14 protein-coding genes are annotated in these 17,124 nt (G+C 73.1%); 9 read left to right on the top strand and 5 right to left on the bottom strand.

The features are described 5' to 3' along the window. Positions 1-2 precede the first annotated feature (2 nt). From ACZ303_RS22310 to ACZ303_RS22280, 7 genes are all read left to right on the top strand, one after another. Positions 3-860 (top strand): NUDIX hydrolase, encoded by an 858-nt coding sequence (locus ACZ303_RS22310; RefSeq protein WP_467341608.1) that lies wholly within the window; start codon positions 3-5, stop codon positions 858-860. A gap of 78 nt (positions 861-938) precedes the next feature. Then, positions 939-2,396, top strand: coding sequence for a 3' terminal RNA ribose 2'-O-methyltransferase Hen1 (locus ACZ303_RS22305; protein WP_467341606.1), 1,458 nt, complete (start codon positions 939-941; stop codon positions 2,394-2,396). Then, positions 2,393-5,002 (top strand): polynucleotide kinase-phosphatase, encoded by a 2,610-nt coding sequence (locus tag ACZ303_RS22300; RefSeq protein WP_467341605.1) that lies wholly within the window; start codon positions 2,393-2,395, stop codon positions 5,000-5,002. Before ACZ303_RS22305 ends, ACZ303_RS22300 begins: the two co-directional genes overlap by 4 nt. 101 nt (positions 5,003-5,103) lie before the next feature. Beyond that, positions 5,104-6,363 (top strand): arginine deiminase, encoded by a 1,260-nt coding sequence (locus ACZ303_RS22295; protein WP_467341603.1) that lies wholly within the window; start codon positions 5,104-5,106, stop codon positions 6,361-6,363. An 84-nt stretch (positions 6,364-6,447) separates the two neighbouring features. Continuing rightward, entirely contained in the window at positions 6,448-7,449 is a 1,002-nt protein-coding gene (gene argF, locus ACZ303_RS22290) for an ornithine carbamoyltransferase (RefSeq protein ID WP_467341602.1), read from the top strand. Between the two features lie 127 nt (positions 7,450-7,576). After that, positions 7,577-8,404, top strand: a complete 828-nt coding sequence (locus ACZ303_RS22285) for an enoyl-CoA hydratase family protein (RefSeq protein WP_467341601.1) — start codon at positions 7,577-7,579, stop codon at positions 8,402-8,404. After that, complete coding sequence (locus ACZ303_RS22280) at positions 8,401-10,656, top strand: bifunctional salicylyl-CoA 5-hydroxylase/oxidoreductase (protein ID WP_467341600.1); 2,256 nt, start codon at positions 8,401-8,403, stop codon at positions 10,654-10,656. Before ACZ303_RS22285 ends, ACZ303_RS22280 begins: the two co-directional genes overlap by 4 nt. Before the next feature lie 24 nt (positions 10,657-10,680). Here ACZ303_RS22280 and ACZ303_RS22275 read toward each other — a convergent pair whose 3' ends face one another. Together ACZ303_RS22275 and ACZ303_RS22270 are read right to left on the bottom strand one after the other, a co-directional pair. Next, positions 10,681-11,520, bottom strand: coding sequence for a PaaX family transcriptional regulator (locus ACZ303_RS22275; RefSeq protein WP_467341599.1), 840 nt, complete (start codon positions 11,518-11,520; stop codon positions 10,681-10,683). Next, positions 11,513-13,165: an AMP-binding protein gene (locus ACZ303_RS22270; RefSeq protein WP_467341597.1), complete on the bottom strand. Its 1,653-nt coding sequence runs from the start codon at positions 13,163-13,165 to the stop codon at positions 11,513-11,515. Before ACZ303_RS22270 ends, ACZ303_RS22275 begins: the two co-directional genes overlap by 8 nt. Positions 13,166-13,302: 137 nt before the next feature. On the opposite strand from ACZ303_RS22270, the gene ACZ303_RS22265 reads away from it, so the two are divergent. Beyond that, positions 13,303-14,427, top strand: a complete 1,125-nt coding sequence (locus ACZ303_RS22265; RefSeq protein ID WP_467341596.1) for an acyl-CoA dehydrogenase family protein — start codon at positions 13,303-13,305, stop codon at positions 14,425-14,427. Then, on the top strand, positions 14,424-14,828 hold the full coding sequence (locus tag ACZ303_RS22260) for a RidA family protein (RefSeq protein ID WP_467341595.1): 405 nt from the start codon (positions 14,424-14,426) through the stop codon (positions 14,826-14,828). Before ACZ303_RS22265 ends, ACZ303_RS22260 begins: the two co-directional genes overlap by 4 nt. Here ACZ303_RS22260 and ACZ303_RS22255 read toward each other — a convergent pair. The 3 genes from ACZ303_RS22255 to ACZ303_RS22245 all read right to left on the bottom strand — a co-directional run bounded on the left by ACZ303_RS22255 (position 14,825) and on the right by ACZ303_RS22245 (position 16,928). After that, positions 14,825-14,995: an Rmf/CrpP fold protein gene (locus ACZ303_RS22255; RefSeq protein ID WP_467341593.1), complete on the bottom strand. Its 171-nt coding sequence runs from the start codon at positions 14,993-14,995 to the stop codon at positions 14,825-14,827. The genes ACZ303_RS22260 and ACZ303_RS22255 overlap by 4 nt on opposite strands. A gap of 71 nt (positions 14,996-15,066) precedes the next feature. After that, positions 15,067-15,498 (bottom strand): hypothetical protein, encoded by a 432-nt coding sequence (locus ACZ303_RS22250; protein ID WP_467341591.1) that lies wholly within the window; start codon positions 15,496-15,498, stop codon positions 15,067-15,069. A 290-nt stretch (positions 15,499-15,788) separates the two neighbouring features. Continuing rightward, on the bottom strand, positions 15,789-16,928 hold the full coding sequence (locus tag ACZ303_RS22245) for a serine hydrolase domain-containing protein (protein WP_467341863.1): 1,140 nt from the start codon (positions 16,926-16,928) through the stop codon (positions 15,789-15,791). Positions 16,929-17,124 lie beyond the last annotated feature (196 nt).

Here is a 17,124-nt window from a genome sequence, read left to right as displayed (position 1 = left end):
CGGTGCGAGAAGAAGGCGCGGCGGACGTCGCGGAGACCCCCTACGACCGTCTGCGCGCCACCCGCCCCGAGCTGTTCGGCAACACCCCGGGCGGGATCGACATCCTCCTCGACCCGGACGCGGTCGAGGAGGCGCGGCGCAGTGCCGGAGAGGGCGCGGACGAGCCGATCGGGGTCGTGTACGCGGACCGCTTCGTCATCCTCCTCCGCGACGCGGTCAGGTTCCCCGGCGGAACCCTGGGGCTCTACATCCGGATGCTGTCCACCGCCGCGAGCCCCGGCGCGGTCGTCCTCCCGCTGCTGGACACCGGCCTGGACGCCGACCGTGGCGCCAGCCGTGGCGCAGGCCGTGACGACGCCGGCCTGGACACCGGCTGTGGCGCAGGCCCTAGCGCCGACCGTGGCGCCGCGCGCATCGTGCTGGTCGAGCACTATCGGCACGCCACCCGCGCCTGGCACTGGGAAGCGCCCCGGGGCATGGGCTCACCGGGCGCCACGGCCGCGGAGAACGCCACGCGTGAGCTCGCCGAGGAATTGGGCACGGACGCCACGGAATTGATCCCGCTGGGCCGACTGCACCCCGACACCGGACTGCTCGGCGACCACGTCGAGCTGTACGCGGCCCGTATCCGCTCCACCGGCGCCCTGGACACGGTCGAAGGCATCCGGCAGGCGGTCGTCTTCCCCTGGCCGGAGGTGGCGGAGATGATCGCGAGCGGGGTCATCACCTGCGCGTTCACCATCGCGGTGTTCACCCGCGCGCGACTGAGCGGCCTGCTGGGCGGCGAAGACGGAGTGCACGCTACAGACGGCGAAGACAGCCAAGACAGCCAAGACGGCGAAGACGCCGAAGACGGATAAGAGGTGAGGAAGACCTCTCGGGCGTGGGCAGCAAAAACAACTGGGAAATAGCTCCCGAATAACGCGATAATCGGGCGCGTGTTCCTGACAATAAGCACCACCGGCACCGCCGGATCCCCCGCGACCGACCTCGGATTCCTGCTGCACAAACACCCCGACCGGGCGCAGCGGTTCTCCACCTCGCACGGCACCGCGCACGTCCTCTACCCCGAGGCGTCCGAGGACCGCTGCACCGTGGCGCTGCTGCTGGAGGTCGATCCGGTGGCGCTGGTGCGGCGCGCGAAGGGCAAGGGGCGCGGCGGCGCGCCCGACTCGGCGCTCGCGCAGTACGTCAACGACCGCCCGTACGCGGCGTCCTCACTGCTCGCGGTGGCGCTCGCCGGAGTGTTCTCCAGCGCGATCAAGGGCCAGTGCGCGGCCCGCCCCGAGCTGCCCGGCCGGCCCCGGCCGCTGCGGATCGAGGTGCCCGCCCTGCCCGCGCGCGGTGGCGCGGCGCTCGTGGAGCGGCTGTTCGCGCCGCTGGGCTGGGCGGTGACGGCGGAGCCGGTGGCGCTGGACGAGACGGTCCCCGAGTGGGGCGACTCGCGGTACGTACGGCTGGTGCTGGAGGGCGAGCTGCGTCTCGCCGACGCCCTGCGCCACCTGTACGTCCTCCTCCCGGTGCTCGACGACTCCAAGCACTACTGGGTGGCCCCCGACGAGGTGGAGAAGCTGCTCCGCTCCGGCGAGGGCTGGCTGGAGCGCCACCCCGAGCAGCGGCTGATCACCAACCGCTATCTGGCCCGCCGTTGGTCCCTCACCCGCGACGCCCTCGCCCGGCTCGCCGAGGCCGACGACACCGAGGCCGAAGAGCTCGACAACGCCGTCGACGAGGAGGCGGACACCGAGGAGAAGCCGGTGCCGCTGGCCGTGCGGCGGCGCGAGGCGATCGTCGGCGCGCTGCGCGCCGCCGGCGCCGCCCGCGTCCTGGACCTGGGCTGCGGGCAGGGCCAGTTGGTCGGCGAGCTGCTGAAGGACCCGCGGTTCACCGAGGTCGTCGGCGTCGACGTGTCGATGCGCGCGCTGAAGGAGGCCGCGCGGCGGCTGCGCCTGGAGCGGATGACCGAGCGCCAGGCCGCCCGGGTGCGGCTGTTGCAGGGCTCCCTCGCGTACACCGACCGCCGTCTGGCCGGCTACGACGCCGCCGTGCTCAGCGAGGTCGTCGAGCACCTCGACCTGCCGCGGCTGCCCGCCCTGGAGTACGCGGTGTTCGGCGCCGCCCGCCCCGCCACGGTCGTCGTGACCACGCCCAACGTCGAGTACAACGTGCGCTGGGAGTCCCTCCCGGCCGGGCACGTCCGCCACGCCGACCACCGCTTCGAGTGGACCCGCGAGCAGTTCCGCTCCTGGGCCGGTGAGGTCGCCGCGCGCCATGGGTACGAGGTCGCCTTCACGCCCGTAGGACCGGACGACCCCGAGGTGGGGCCGCCCACCCAGATGGCCACCTTCACCAAGCGCGCGAACACCGAGCAGGCAAAGGAGGCGACCGCCGCATGACCACCGACGTGACCACCCCGGCCGCCGCCCGCACCCTCGCCGTCCCCGACCTCTCCCTCGTCGTGCTCGTCGGTGCCACCGGCTCCGGCAAGTCAACCTTCGCGGCCCGGCACTTCAAGCCCACCGAGGTCGTCTCCTCCGACTTCTGCCGCGCCCTGGTCAGCGACGACGAGAACGACCAGAGCGCCAGCGGTGACGCCTTCGACGTCCTGCACTACATCGCGGGCAAGCGGCTCGCCGCCGGGCGGCTCACGGTCGTCGACGCGACCAACGTCCAGCCCGAGAGCCGCAAGCAGCTCGTGGCGCTGGCCCGTCAGTACGACGTGCTGCCCGTCGCGATCGTCCTCGACGTCCCCGAGCAGATCTGCGCCGAGCGCAACGCCGCCCGCCCCGACCGGGCCGCGCTGCCCCGCCACGTCATCCAGCGCCACCAGCGCGAACTCCGCCGCTCGCTGCGCCACCTGGAGCGCGAGGGCTTCCGTAAGGTGCACGTGCTGCGCGGTGTCACCGAGGCCGAGTCCGCCGAGGTCGTCCTGGAGCGCCGCTTCAACGACCTGCGGCACGTCACCGGCCCGTTCGACATCGTCGGGGACATCCACGGCTGCCGATCCGAGCTGGAGAGCCTGCTCACCGAGCTGGGCTACGCCCTGACCCGCGACGACGCCGGTCGCCCGGTGGACGCCGCGCACCCCGACGGGCGCACCGCCGTCTTCGTCGGCGACCTCGTCGACCGCGGCCCCGACAGCCCCGGCGTGCTGCGCCTGGTCATGGGCATGGTCGCCGCCGGGCATGCCCTGTGCGTCCCCGGCAACCACGAGAACAAGCTCGGCCGCCACCTGAGCGGCCGCAAGGTCCAGCTCACGCACGGCCTCGCCGAGACCGTGGAGCAACTGGAGCGCGAGGACGCCGCCGACCCGGCCTTCCGAGCCCGGGTGCGGGAGTTCATCGAGTCGCTGGTCAGCCACTACGTGCTCGACGGCGGCGACCTCGTCGTCTGCCACGCCGGGCTGCCCGAGAAGTACCACGGCCGCACCTCCGGCCGGGTCCGCTCGCACGCCCTGTACGGCGACACGACCGGGGAGACCGACGAGTTCGGCCTGCCCGTGCGCTACCCGTGGGCCGAGGACTACCGCGGCCGCGCCGCCGTGGTCTACGGGCACACCCCGAACCCGTCGGCCACCTGGCTGAACAACACCATCTGCCTCGACACCGGTGCCGTCTTCGGCGGCCGGATGACCGCCCTGCGCTGGCCCGAGCGCGAGCTGGTGGACGTCCCCGCCGAGCGCGTCTGGTACGAGCCGACGAGGCCGCTCGCGGGCGAGGCGCCGGGCGGTGCCGACGGGCGCCCGCTCGACCTCGCCGACGTCATGGGCCGCCGCGCCGTGGAGACCCGCCACATGGGCCGCATCGCCGTGAAGGAGGAGAACGCCGCGGCCGCCTTGGAGGTGATGAGCCGCTTCGCGGTCGACCCCGCGCTGCTCGCCTACCTCCCGCCGACCATGGCCCCCGTCGCGACCTCGAAGGAGGAGGGCTATCTGGAGCACCCGGCCGAGGCGTTCGCCGCCTACCGCGCCGACGGGGTGCGCCAGGTGGTGTGCGAGGAGAAGCACATGGGCTCGCGCGCGGTCGCCCTGGTCTGCCGTGACGCCGACGTGGCGCGCGAGCGCTTCGGCGCGGCGGACGGCGTACCGGGCGCGCTGTACACCCGCACGGGCCGTCCGTTCTTCGACGACCCGGCCATGACCGGGCGCGTCCTGGGCCGGCTGGCCCGGTGCGTCGAGGGCGCCGGCCTGTGGGAGGAGCTCGGCACCGACTGGTTGCTGCTCGACGCCGAGCTGATGCCGTGGTCCCTCAAGGCCACCGGACTGCTGCGCAACCAGTACGCGTCCGTCGGCGCCGCCTCCCGCGCGGTCCTCCCCGGCGCGCTCGCCGCCCTGGAGTCCGCGGCCGGACGCGGCGTGGACGTCTCCGCCCTGCTGGACCGCCAGCGCGAGCGTGCCGAGGACGCGCGGGCGTTCACGGAGGCGTACCGCCGCTACTGCTGGCCGGTGGCGGACCTCGACGGCATCCGGCTCGCGCCCTTCCAGATCCTGGCCGTCGAGGGCCGCAGCCTGGTCACGCTGGGCCACGACGAGCAGCTCGCCCTGATCGACCGGCTCGTCGCGCACGAGCGGGGGTCCGGGCAGGAGACGCCGATCCTCGCCACCACCCGCCGCCTGGTCGTCGACACCGAGGACGACGCGTCGGTCGCCGCCGGCGTCCGGTGGTGGCTGGACCTGACCGCCGCCGGTGGCGAGGGCATGGTCGTCAAGCCCCTCCAGGGGTTCGTGCGGCGGCCCGACGGCCGGCTCGTACAGCCCGGTGTGAAGTGCCGCGGCCGGGAGTACCTGCGGATCGTCTACGGCCCGGAGTACACCCGCCCCGACAATCTCGCCCGGCTGCGCGTGCGCCACCTCGGCCACAAGCGCTCGCTGGCCCTGCGGGAGTACGCGCTCGGCCTGGAGGCGCTGGACCGGCTGGCGGCCAGGGAGCCGCTGTGGCGGATCCACGAGGCCGTCTTCGCGGTCCTCGCGCTGGAGTCCGAGCCGGTGGACCCGAGGCTGTAGCCGGGGCGTGGCGGGCCCGCCGGGTGCGGCGGGCCCGCCACGGCCGTGTCACCGGGGCCGGGTGCCGAGTGATCACGGTGCCCACAGGTCAGGATGGGGGGATGGGATTCCATGTCGATTCCGAGGCCGGGCGGCTGCGCCGCGTCATACTGCACCGCCCCGGCCTGGAGCTGAAGCGGCTCACGCCCTCCAACAAGGACGCTCTCCTCTTCGACGACGTGCTGTGGGTGCGGCGCGCCCGCGTCGAGCACGACGGCTTCGCGGACGTGCTGCGCGAGCGCGGGGTCGAGGTGCACTTCTTCCAGGACCTGCTGGAGGAGAGCCTCGAAGCGCCCGCGGCCCGCGCCCACGTGCTGGACCGGGTCTTCGACGAGAAGGAGTACGGTCCGCTCGCCACCGGCCACCTGCGCTCCGCCTTCGACGGCCTGCCCGCCGCCGAGCTGGGTTCCTGGCTGGTGGGCGGGATGACCAAGCGGGAGTTCCTGGAGCGCTACGCGGAGCCGGTGTCCGTGCGCTTCCACGCCATGGACCTGGACGACTTCCTGATCAATCCGCTGCCCAACCACCTCTTCACCCGTGACACCTCCGCCTGGATCTACGACGGGGTGTGCGTGAACGCGATGCGCTGGCCCGCCCGTTGGCACGAGACCGTGCACTACGAGGCCGTCTACCGCCACCACCCGCTCTTCGCGGCCGGCTTCGACCGGGATCCCGCGGAGGCGGAGGACGGCTTCCGCGTGTGGTCCGAGGGGCAGGCGGCCTACCCCTCCACGATCGAGGGCGGTGACCTGCTGGTCATCGGGGAGGGCGCGGTGCTGATCGGGATGAGCGAGCGGACCACGCCGCAGGCCGTGGAGATGCTCGCGCACCGGCTCTTCGCGGCCGGTTCGGCCCGTACGATCGTGGCCCTGGACATGCCCAAGCGGCGCGCTTTCATGCACCTGGACACGGTCATGACCATGGTGGACGGCGACACCTTCACGCAGTACGCCGGGCTCGGGATGCTCCGCTCGTACACGATCGAGCCCGGGGTGGGCGGCAGGGAGCTGAAGGTCACCGACCATCCGCCGGAGCACATGCACCGGGCGATCGCCGCGGCCCTGGGGCTCGACGCGGTCCGCGTGCTCACCGCGACGCAGGACGTGCACGCGGCGGAGCGCGAGCAGTGGGACGACGGCTGCAATGTGCTGGCCATCGAGCCGGGTGTGGTGATCGCCTACGAGCGGAACGCCACGACAAACACCCACCTGCGCAAACACGGGATCGAGGTGATCACGATCCCCGGCAGCGAGCTGGGCCGGGGCAGGGGAGGGCCGCGTTGCATGAGCTGTCCGATCGAGCGCGACGCCGTCCCGCGCTAGGCCACCGGCCCCTGCGTGCATAGCAATGCGGGGGATCGTATAGAGTTCCATTTTTCCCGCAGTCGTGAGCTAGGAGCCCACCCCATGGCGACAGACCTCAAGGGCCGCCACTTCCTCAAGGAGACGGACTTCACCGCCGAGGAGTTCCACAGTCTCGTCGAGCTCGCCGCCGAGCTCAAGGCCGCCAAGGCCACGGGGGTGGAGGTGCCGCGGCTGACGGGCCGGAACATCGCGCTGATCTTCGAGAAGACCTCGACCCGCACCCGCTGCGCCTTCGAGGTCGCCGCCGCCGACCAGGGCGCCCGGACGACCTACCTCGACCCCGCGGGCTCCCAGATCGGCCACAAGGAGTCCGTGCGCGACACCGCCCGCGTCCTCGGTCGGATGTTCGACGCGATCGAGTACCGGGGCCACGGCCAGGACATCCTGGAGGAGCTGGCCGCCTCCGCCGGGGTGCCCGTCTTCAACGGCCTCACCGACGAATGGCACCCCACCCAGATGCTCGCCGACGTCCTGACCATGTCCGAGCACACCGCCAAGCCCCTGGAGCACGTCGCCTACGCCTACCTCGGCGACGCCCGCTACAACATGGGCAACTCCTATCTGATCACCGGCGCCCTCCTCGGCATGGACGTCCGCATCGTCGCCCCCGCCGAGCTCAGGCCCGACCCGGAGGTCATCGCCCTGGCCCGGCGGCTGGCGCAGACCAGCGGCGCGCGGATCACCATCACCTCGGACGTCGCCGAGGGCGTGCACGGCGCGGACTTCGTCACCACCGACGTGTGGGTGTCGATGGGCGAGCCCAAGGAGGTCTGGGACGCGCGGATCGCGCTGCTGGCCCCGTACGCCGTGACCATGGACGTGCTGCGGGCGACCGGCAATCCGGCGGTGAAGTTCCTGCACTGCCTGCCCGCCTTCCACGACCTGAACACCACCCTCGCCCAGGAGATCCACGAGCGCCACGGTCTGACCTCCCTGGAGGTGACCGACGAGGTCTTCGAGTCCGCGCACTCCATCGTCTTCGACCAGGCCGAGAACCGGATGCACACCATCAAGGCCGTCCTGGTGGCTTCCCTGGCGGGCTGACGCGGGCGCGGTGCGGGCGGCGGCCGAGGAGCCGCCGCCCTTATCGCGCACTCGTGACGACGGTCACACACCGGTGATAACTTCGCAGGGCAGGCACCAGCCCCCCGGCTGAAGGAGGCCGTGCTCCATGAGCCCGTTCACCGGTTCCGCGTCCCGCACCGAGGAGTGGCGGCACCTGCGCCTGACCCTCGACGCCGGCGTCGCGACCGTCACCCTCGCCCGCCCCGACAAGCTCAACGCCCTCACCTTCGGCGCCTACGCGGACCTGCGCGACCTGCTGCCCGAGCTGGCCCGCGACGGATCCGTACGCGCCCTCGTGCTCGGCGGCGAGGGCCGGGGCTTCTGCTCCGGCGGCGACGTCGAGGACATCATCGGCGCGACCCTGGCCATGGACACCGGCCGGCTCCTGGACTTCAACCGCATGACCGGCCAGGTCGTACGGGCGTTACGTGAATGCCCCTTCCCCGTCGTCGCCGCCGTGCACGGGGTCGCCGCCGGCGCCGGCGCCGTCCTCGCGCTCGCCGCCGACTTCCGCATAGCCGACCCCACCGCCCGCTTCGCCTTCCTCTTCACCAAGGTCGGCCTCTCCGGCGGCGACATGGGTGCCGCCTACCTCCTGCCCCGCGTCGTCGGCCTCGGCCACGCCACCCGGCTGCTGATGCTCGGCGAGCCCGTACGCGCCGAGGAGGCCGAACGCATCGGACTCATCAGCCAGTTGACCGCCGAGGGGCAGAGCGCCGCCGCGGCCATGGCCCTGGCCCGCCGCCTCGCCGACGGCCCCGCCCTCGCCCACGCCCAGACCAAGGCCCTGCTGACCGCCGAACTCGACATGCCGCTCGCCGCCGCCATCGAACTCGACGCCGCCACCCAGGCGCTGCTGATGAACAGCGCCGACTACGCCGAGTTCCACGCCGCCTTCACCGAGAAGCGGCCGCCCGTCTGGCGGGGACGGTGATCGCGGAGCGGGTCGCCGTCATCGGCGGCGGCCCCGGCGGCCTCTACGCCGCCGCCCTGCTGAAACGTCACGCCCCCGAGCGGACGATCACCCTCTGGGAACGCAACGCCCCCGACGACACCTTCGGCTTCGGCGTCGTCCTCTCCGACGAGACCCTCGGCGGCATCGAGAGCGCCGACCCCGCCGTCCACACCGCGCTGCGGCGGGAATTCGTCCGCTGGGACGCCATCGACGTCGTCCACCGCGGCACCACCCTGCGCTCCGGCGGCCACGGCTTCGCCGCCCTCGGCCGCCGCCGCCTCCTGGAGATCCTCCGCGCGCGCTGCCGCGACCTCGGCGTCGACCTGCGCTTCCGCGCCGAGGCGCCACCCGCCGCCGAGCTGGCCCGCTCGTACGACCTCGTCATCGCCGCCGACGGGGTCAACAGCCGCACCCGCGAAGCCCACCGGGAACACTTCCGCCCCACGCTCACCAGTCACCGCTGCCGCTACATCTGGCTCTCCGCCGACGCCGGCTTCGACGCCTTCCGCTTCGAGATCGCCGAGACCGAGCACGGCATCATGCAACTGCACGCCTACCCCTACGCGCCGGACGCCGCCACGGTCATCGTCGAGATGCGCGAGGAGGTCTGGCGGCGCGCCGGCCTCGACCGGTGCGACGAGGCCGCATCCGTCGAACAGTGCGGCAAGTACTTCGCCGACGCCCTCGACGGGCGGCCGCTGCGCTCCAACCACTCCGCCTGGACCGCGTTCCGCACCGTCGTCAACGCCCGCTGGTCGCACGGCAACACCGTCCTCCTCGGCGACGCCGCCCACACCGCCCACTTCTCCATCGGCTCCGGCACCAAGCTCGCCGTCGAGGACGCCCTCGCCCTCGCCGACCGGCTCCGGGACCGGCCGGCCGGCGCCCTCGCCGACGCCCTCACCGCGTACGAGAACGGGCGGCGACCCGCGGTGGAGTCCACCCAGCGCGCCGCCCGCGCCAGCCTGGAATGGTTCGAGGACCTCGCCGGCCGCGTCGACCGGCCACCCCGCCGCTTCGCCTTCGACCTCCTCACCCGCAGCCGCCGCGTCACCCACGACAACCTCCGCCTGCGCGACCCGGCCTTCGTCGCCTCGGTCGAGGCGGAAGCCGGCATACCGCCCGGCACCCCGCCCATGTTCACCCCCTTCCGGCTGCGCGGACTCACCGTGCGCAACCGCGTCGTGGTCTCGCCCATGGACATGTACTCCGCCGTCGACGGCACCCCCGGCGACTTCCACCTCGTCCACCTCGGCGCCCGCGCCCTCGGCGGCGCCGGCCTCGTCATGACCGAGATGGTCTGCGTCAGTGCCCGGGGCCGCATCACCCCCGGCTGTACGGGCCTGTACGCGCCCGAGCACGAGCGTGCCTGGCGCCGCGTCACCGACTTCGTCCACACCCAGGCGCCCGGCACGGCCATCGGCGTCCAGCTCGGCCACTCCGGCCGCAAGGGCTCCACCCGCCGCCAGTGGGAGGGCATCGACCAGCCGCTGCCGAACGGCAACTGGCCCCTGGTCGCCCCCTCCCCGCTGCCCTACCGGCCCGGCGTCAACCAGATACCGCACGCCCTGACCCGGCCCGAAATGACGGCGATACGCGAACAGTTCGTCCGCTCCGCCGAAGCCGCCGCCCGCGCCGGCTTCGACCTCCTGGAACTCCACTGCGCGCACGGCTATCTGCTCTCCGGCTTCCTCTCCCCGCTCACCAACCACCGCGACGACGCCTACGGCGGTGACCTCGCGGCACGCCTGCGCTACCCCCTGGAGGTCTTCGACGCCGTACGGGCCGCCTGGCCGGCCGACCGCCCGATGACCGTCCGTATCTCCGCCACCGACTGGGCGGACGGCGGCACCACGGCCGACGACGCCGTCACCATCGCCCGCGCCTTCGCCGCCCACGGCGCCGACGCCCTCGACGTCTCCACCGGCCAGGTCGTCCCCGACGAGCGGCCCGCCCATGGCCGCTCGTACCAGACGCCCTTCGCCGACCGCATCCGGCAGGAGGCGGGCGTCCCGGTCATCGCGGTGGGTGCCATCTCCTCCTGGGACGACGTCAATTCACTGATCCTCGCCGGCCGCGCCGACCTGTGCGCCCTCGCCCGCCCCCACCTCTACGACCCGCACTGGACCCTGCACGCGGCCGCCGACCAGGGCTACACCGGTCCCGGCGCGCCCTGGCCCCCGCCGTACCGCGCGGGCAGCCGCAAGCCGCCGACCGGCCGCAGCGCCTGACGCGGCTCCTCCCCGACACGTCGCTCAGTTCAGGTGGGGGAGCACGAACCTGGCCCCCGCATCCCGCAGCCGCGTGTGCAGGGCCGCGAAGACCCGGGCCGCCCGCAGCCCCGGCCAGTCCGCGGGCAGCAGCGAGGCCGGCAGCCCCGGGTCGGCGTAGGGCAGCCGCCGCCAGGAGTCCAGCGCGAGGAGGTAGGCGCGGTAGGCGTCCTCGGGCGACACCATCCGCCGCCGCGACCAGCGGTGGAGGACGGGCTCGTGGGCTTCCAGGAAGGCGTGGTGCCGGCGCGCCAGGGCCGCCAGGTCCCACCAGCGGCCCACCGCGTCGGCGGTGGCCTCGAAACCGAGGTGACCGGCCTTGAACAGGTCGACGTAGGGGGCCAGTTCCAGGCGCTCCAGGGTGTGCCGGGTCTCCTCGTACACGTGCGCCGGGGCGATCCACACGCCGGGCGCCGCCGTGCCGAAGCCCAGCCGCGCCAGCCGCGAGCGCAGCAGGTGCCGCTTGTGCCGCTCCTCCTCGGGCACCGAGAACACCGCGAGCAGCCAGCCCCCGGCGGACCGCGCGGAGGAGCGGCCGTAGATGCGCCGGTCGCCGTCCTCCAGCAACTGCCGGGCCGCGTCGGAGAGCCCGTACCCCGCCGCGCCGTCCGGTGTGCGGCCCGCGACGAGCAGTCCGCGGCGTTTGAGCCGGGAGACGGCGGAGCGCACCGATGGCGAGTCGACGCCCACGGCGCCCAGCAACCTGATCAGGGCGGCGATCGGCACGGGGCGGCCGCCCGGGTGGTGGGCGCTTCCGCGACCGTACGCGCCGTAGAAGGTGACGATGAGGGACCGAGGAGTATGAAGTGGTTGCTGGTCAGTCACGGGGAAACTGTAAAGCTCCGTTGCGGAGTCGAAAGCGCTGGAGTTTGCCGGTGGGCGTGCGGGGGAGGGCGTCCAGGAACTCGATCTCGCGAGGGCACTTGTAGGGAACGATCTCCTTTTTGGTGAACTCCCGCAGCGCCGCGGCGGTCTCCTCGGAGCGCGGTACCCCCGCCCGCAACACCACATGGGCGACGACGATCTCACCGCGCCGCTCGTCGGGGCGCCCGACGACGGCCGCCTCCATCACATCGGGGTGGCGCAGCAGGGCCTCCTCCACCTCGGGGCCGGCGATGTTGCAGCCGGCCGAGACGATCATGTCGTCGGCGCGGGCGACATAGCGGAAGTGGCCGCCGGGTTCGCGGATGTAGGTGTCCCCGGTGATGTTCCAGCCGTCGCGTACGTAGTCGGCCTGCCGTTCGCCGCCGAGGTAGCGGCATCCGGTGGGGCCGTGCACGGCGAGCAGGCCCGGTGCGCCGTCGGGCGCCGGACGGCCGTCCGGGCCGAGGACGCGCGCCTCGTAGCCGGGGACCGGCAGGCCGGTGGTGCCGGGCCGGATGGCGTCGTCGGCGGCGGAGATGAAGATGTGCAGCATCTCGGTGGCGCCGATGCCGTTGATGACGCGCAGCCCGGTGGCGCGCCGCCACGCGTGCCACACGCCCGCGGGCAGGTGTTCACCGGCGGAGACGCATCTGCGCAGGGAGGAGGTGTCGTGGGCGCCGAGCCGGGTGAGCATGGAGCGGTAGGCGGTCGGGGCGGTGAACAGCACCGAGACGCGGTGCCGTTGGATGTCCTGGAGCAGCCGCTCCGGTCCGGCCCAGGGGGTCAGCAGCGTCGAGGCGCCCGCGCGGAGCGGGAAGACCAGCAGGCCGCCGAGGCCGAAGGTGAAGCCGAGCGGCGGGCTGCCGGCGAAGACGTCATCGGGGCGGGGGCGCAGCACGTGCGCGGAGAAGGTGTCGGCCGTGGCGAGCACGTCCCGGTGGAAGTGCAGGCAGCCCTTGGGGCGTCCGGTGGTGCCGGAGGTGAAGGCGATCAGGGCGACGTCGTCGGCGGAGGTGTCCACCGGCGCATACGATGAGGGTTTATCCGCTGCCAGCCGCAGAAGGTCGGCCGCTGAATTTCCCCCGTACGGAGTGATCCGTAAGGGGGCGTCGTCAAGGGTGACGGACGCGGCGGCGAGGTCGTCGGCGGAGTGGGCGTCGCACAAGGCGTGCCGTATGCGGGCCAGTTCGCAGATGGCCGCCACTTCCCGGGGGCGCTGCTCGGCCAGTACCGTCACGGCCACCGCGCCCGCCTTCATCACCGCCAGCCAACAGGCGGCGAGCCACGGGGTGGTGGGGCCGCGCAGCAGTACGCGGTTGCCGGGGACGACGCCCAGGTCGTCGTGGAGCGCGTGCGCGATCCGGTCGACGTGACCTTTGAGCTCGCCGTACGACCAGACGCCGCCCGTACCGTCATGGACGGCGGGCCGGTCCGCGCCCAGCCGGGTCACGGTCCGGTCCAGCAGCTCGGCGCCGCAGTTGAGCCGCCCGGGGTAGCGCGGACCGCCGTCCGGTGTGGCGGCGGGGCGGAGGTCCGGCCACTCCTCGGCGGGCGGGAGGTGCTCGCGGGAGAAGGTGTCGACATGGGCCGACGGCATGAGCTCCATCGCGGATGCGCCCCCTCGCGCCGAGGAACAAAGGAGGTGAACGGGGGTCTTGCCAGCCATGCGGGTCCGCTGTCAGCGTAGCGACTTGGTGACGGCAGTCAACAGACCGCGATAAGCGATCGAGAAGGAGCGTGCCGGTGGCCACCCCGTTCGCACTCGACGCCGCACAGCGGGCCTGGTGCGCCGACCTGCGCGTCCTCGCCGCCGAGCGGCTGCGCCCCCTCGCCGACGCGGGCGAGCCCGGCCGCGTCAACCGGCCCCTCGTCGCGGCCCTCGGCGAACTCGGCCTCCTCGCCCGGCTCTTCCCCGCCGAAGGGCCCGTACGCGCCATGGACCTGTGCCTGCTGCGCGAGTCCCTCGCCTTCGAGTGCACGGACGCCGAGACCGCCCTCGCCCTCCAGGGCCTCGGCGCGCACCCCGTCCACCGGTCCGGCACCGCGGCGCAGCGCTCCCGGTGGCTGCCGGAGGTGGCCGCGGGCCGCGCGGTCGCCGCGTTCGCGCTGAGCGAGCCGGGGGCGGGCTCCGACGCGGCGGCGCTGGAGCTCCGCGCGGAGCGGGACGGCGCCGGCTGGCGTCTCACGGGCGAGAAGGCGTGGATCTCCAACGCCCCCGAGGCCGATCTGTACACCGTCTTCGCCCGCACGGGAGAGGCGCCCCGCGCGCACGGCGTGACGGCCTTCCTGATCCCGGGCGACCGGGCCGGTCTCGCGGGCCGCCCGTTGGACATGCTCAGCCCGCACCCCGTCGGCACCCTCACCTTCGACGCCGTCCCGGCCGGCCCGGAAGACGTGCTCGGCGAGCCCGGCGGCGGCTTCCGCGTCGCCATGCGCACCCTCGACCTCTTCAGGCCGAGCGTCGGCGCCTTCGCCGTCGGCATGGCCCGCGCCGCCCTCGCCGCGGCCGTCGCCCACACGGGCCGACGCCACGCGTTCGGCGGCCCGCTGAAGGACCTCCAGGCCGTCTCCCACCGCCTCGCCGACATGGCCACCCGCACGGAGGCCGCGGCGCTGCTGGTGTACGCGGCGGCGTCGGCGTACGACGCCGGGGAGCCCGGCGTCGCCGCCCGCTCGGCGATGGCCAAGCTGTTCGCCACTGAGACGGCGCAGGACGTCGTCGACGCCGCCGTACAACTGCACGGGGCCCGCGCCCTCCAGCGCGGCCACCTCCTGGAACACCTCTACCGCGAGGTCCGCGCCCCGCGCGTCTACGAGGGCGCCACGGAGATCCAGCGCACGATCGTCGCCAAGGAGCTGTACCGATGAGCCTGGAGCGGATCAACCCCGCCGAACTGTCCCCGCCCATCGGTTTCAGCCACGCCGTCACGGCCACCGGCGGCAAGCTGGTCCTCCTGGCGGGCCAGACCGCCCTGGACACCGGCGGCAAGCTGATCGAGGGCGGCCTGACGGAACAGTTCGAGCGGGCCCTGGCCAACCTCCTCGCCGCCCTGCGCGCCGCCGGCGGCGCACCGCGGGACCTGGCCCGCGTCACCGTCTACGCCACGGACATCGCCGCCTACCGCGCCCACACCCGCGAACTCGGGCTGATCTGGAACCGCTTGGCCGGCCGTGACTACCCGGCCATGGCGGTCGTCGGCACGACCCGCCTATGGGACGAGGAGGCACTGGTCGAACTGGACGGCATCGCGGTCCTGCCCGACCTCTAGCCTCCGGTCCCCTCGGCTTCTTCCTCCCGCGCCGCGACGAAGCCCCGCAACCAGGCGGCCCGCAGAGGATCCCCCGCGGCGTACGGGCAGTCCTCCACCCGCTCGCCCAGCGCGAAGGCCAGCCGCCCCTCCTTGAGCGCCACCACCAGATCCGCTCGCGTCGCCACCGCGGTCACCTCTTCCCTGTCGACCCGGGGAGTGTAGGCAGGCAGGTGCCCGGACGGCCGTGACCGGCGCCTCAGAAGCCGGTGCAGGTGGCCGTGGCGCCGGCGCCGGTGGCGGAGTCCGTCTTCGGCGCGTCGTCGTCGACCGTCACCGAACACCGGGCCGTGCCACCGCCGGAACCGATGCTGACGGCGAGCAGGCCGCCCTTCGCGAAGCCCTTGGTGCGCACTTCCTTGCGCCAGGGAAGCGCCCGCGACGCCTCGTGCTGCGTGCGCCGTTCCCCGCCCTCCCAGGTCGAGTAGGCGATGTTCACCTCGCGCGCGTCACCGGTGACCTCATAGGTGACCCTGACGGTCTTGTCCGCCTCGTTCGACAGACTGACCACGAGCACCGCGCAGCCACCGGCCAGCAGCAGCACCACGGCGAGCAGCACCCACGGCCACCGCCGGCGCCGCCTCCCATGAGGGTGCGCCGCGAGATCCGGATGAGGAACGGGTTCACTCATGCAGCCAGCTTCGTCCGCCCCGCCCGCCCCCGCGACCCGGAACTGGCCGTCCGAGGGGCGAGGGGCCGAAGCAGCCTCCTGACCTGCGGCCGTATCAGATGTCGCGGAACTTACAGCTCGGTCCCCTGGCCTCGGGCGTTTGTGCGAAGACGCTTGCTGGGCTGGGGCGGGACCGGCGTCGCTTGTCATCCTCGGTCGTCACCGGCCGCCCCGCACGGCCCGAAGACGGCCCCGGGAACAGGTGGACCCGCCTTGGTTGCACCTCCGTACCCAATGAGCCCGGCTGGTGCTCAGGGCCGACGGTGGGCATCCTGATCGATTCCAGGGGCGGACGCGTTCTTGGCCTGGGCATTTCCGTTGCCGCACATCGCTTGCCGGTACAGCGTCTTCAGCGCGTCGTCGATGGGATGGTGCTGCGGCTTTCCCGAGGAGTCCGGCTTGTTCCACCTCTGAAGGTTGACCGCGACGGACATCTGGCGCTTGCCGTCGGCCCGGGTCAGGGAGATCGTTCCAGCCCCCCAGACCGTCCCGTCGTGGCCCCAGAAGGTGCCGCAGTCCCGGGTGCCGACCTTGTGCAGACCGAGCCCGTAGTCGATCAGCGTTCCGTCCAGGGCGACGACCGGGACCGTGCGCTGCATCTCAGCCAGCGACGCCCGGCTGACGATCCTGCCGTCGAGCAGCTTGCCGTAGAAACGGTTGAGATCGTCCATGGTCGAGACGAGAGCGGCCCCCGTCCCCGTCCAGGACATGTTGTAGACGCTGTAGTCGCGCGGGGGGTCGATCCCGCCCCACAGGGCCTCGTACATCCGCGAGTGCGGTCCCGTGATACGCGGCCCGCCCGGGAACCCGGTGCGCCGGAGCCCCGCTCGCTCGATGACGTTCCGGGTGATGTACTCCTCGGCCGTGGTACCGGTCACCCGCTCCAGGAGTTGGCCGAGGAGCAGGTAGTTGGTGTTGGAGTACACCCCCGGAGTGGCTCCCGGTTCGCCCGCGGGAGGCGCGTCGACGCCCATCTTGATCAGTTCGGCCGGACGGAACTGTCTGAACCGGTTGTCGTCCAGGCTCTTGGACGACCTCTCCCCCAGGGAAGGGAACGCGTAGCGGATGTAGTCGGGGAGGCCGCTGGTGTTGTTGAGCAGCATCCGGACCGTGATCTTCCTGCCGCGCTCGCCCGGTACCAGCTCCGGCAGATGGTCGCCGATCGGCGCGTCGAGCCGGATCCGGCCCTGCTCGACCTGCTGCATGATCGCGGCGGCCGTGAAGGTCTTGGTGATGCTGCCGACGCGCTGCCGCATGTCGGGCGTGACGGGACGGCCGGTCGTGACATCGGCGTCCCCGGAGGCGCCGCGCCAGGTCTGGCCGGCATCGCGCACCTCGGCGTACACCCCCGGGATGCCGGCACGGTGGACACCGTCCAGGGCGGACTGCAGCGCGCCGGGATCGAGGCCGGTCGCGGGGCTCGCGCCGGCGGCCGGGGCGGCCCTCGTCCCGTCGGGTGCGGTAGCTGCCGCCGCCGTGCCCGCGCAGACACTCAGCGCGGCCACGGTTCCCCATATCGCCAGTCGGGTCTTCACGACGTCCGTCCTTTCGTGATCAATGAGTGGAGTGGACCGGGGACTTTCCCCG

It is taken from the genome of Streptomyces sp. NPDC023527 (genome assembly GCF_055560115.1).
The sequence above is the reverse complement of the archived record's forward strand: the minus strand, read 5'-3'. Positions and strand labels throughout refer to the sequence as shown.

Coding starts and splice junctions, on each gene's coding strand:
- ACZ303_RS22300 (WP_467341605.1), top strand. CDS start 2,393: ATGACCACCGACGTGACCACCCCGGCCGCCGCCCGCACCCTCGCCGTC.
- ACZ303_RS22295 (WP_467341603.1), top strand. CDS start 5,104: ATGGGATTCCATGTCGATTCCGAGGCCGGGCGGCTGCGCCGCGTCATA.
- argF (WP_467341602.1), top strand. CDS start 6,448: ATGGCGACAGACCTCAAGGGCCGCCACTTCCTCAAGGAGACGGACTTC.
- ACZ303_RS22285 (WP_467341601.1), top strand. CDS start 7,577: ATGAGCCCGTTCACCGGTTCCGCGTCCCGCACCGAGGAGTGGCGGCAC.
- ACZ303_RS22270 (WP_467341597.1), bottom strand. CDS start 13,165: ATGGAGCTCATGCCGTCGGCCCATGTCGACACCTTCTCCCGCGAGCAC.
- ACZ303_RS22260 (WP_467341595.1), top strand. CDS start 14,424: ATGAGCCTGGAGCGGATCAACCCCGCCGAACTGTCCCCGCCCATCGGT.
- ACZ303_RS22250 (WP_467341591.1), bottom strand. CDS start 15,498: ATGAGTGAACCCGTTCCTCATCCGGATCTCGCGGCGCACCCTCATGGG.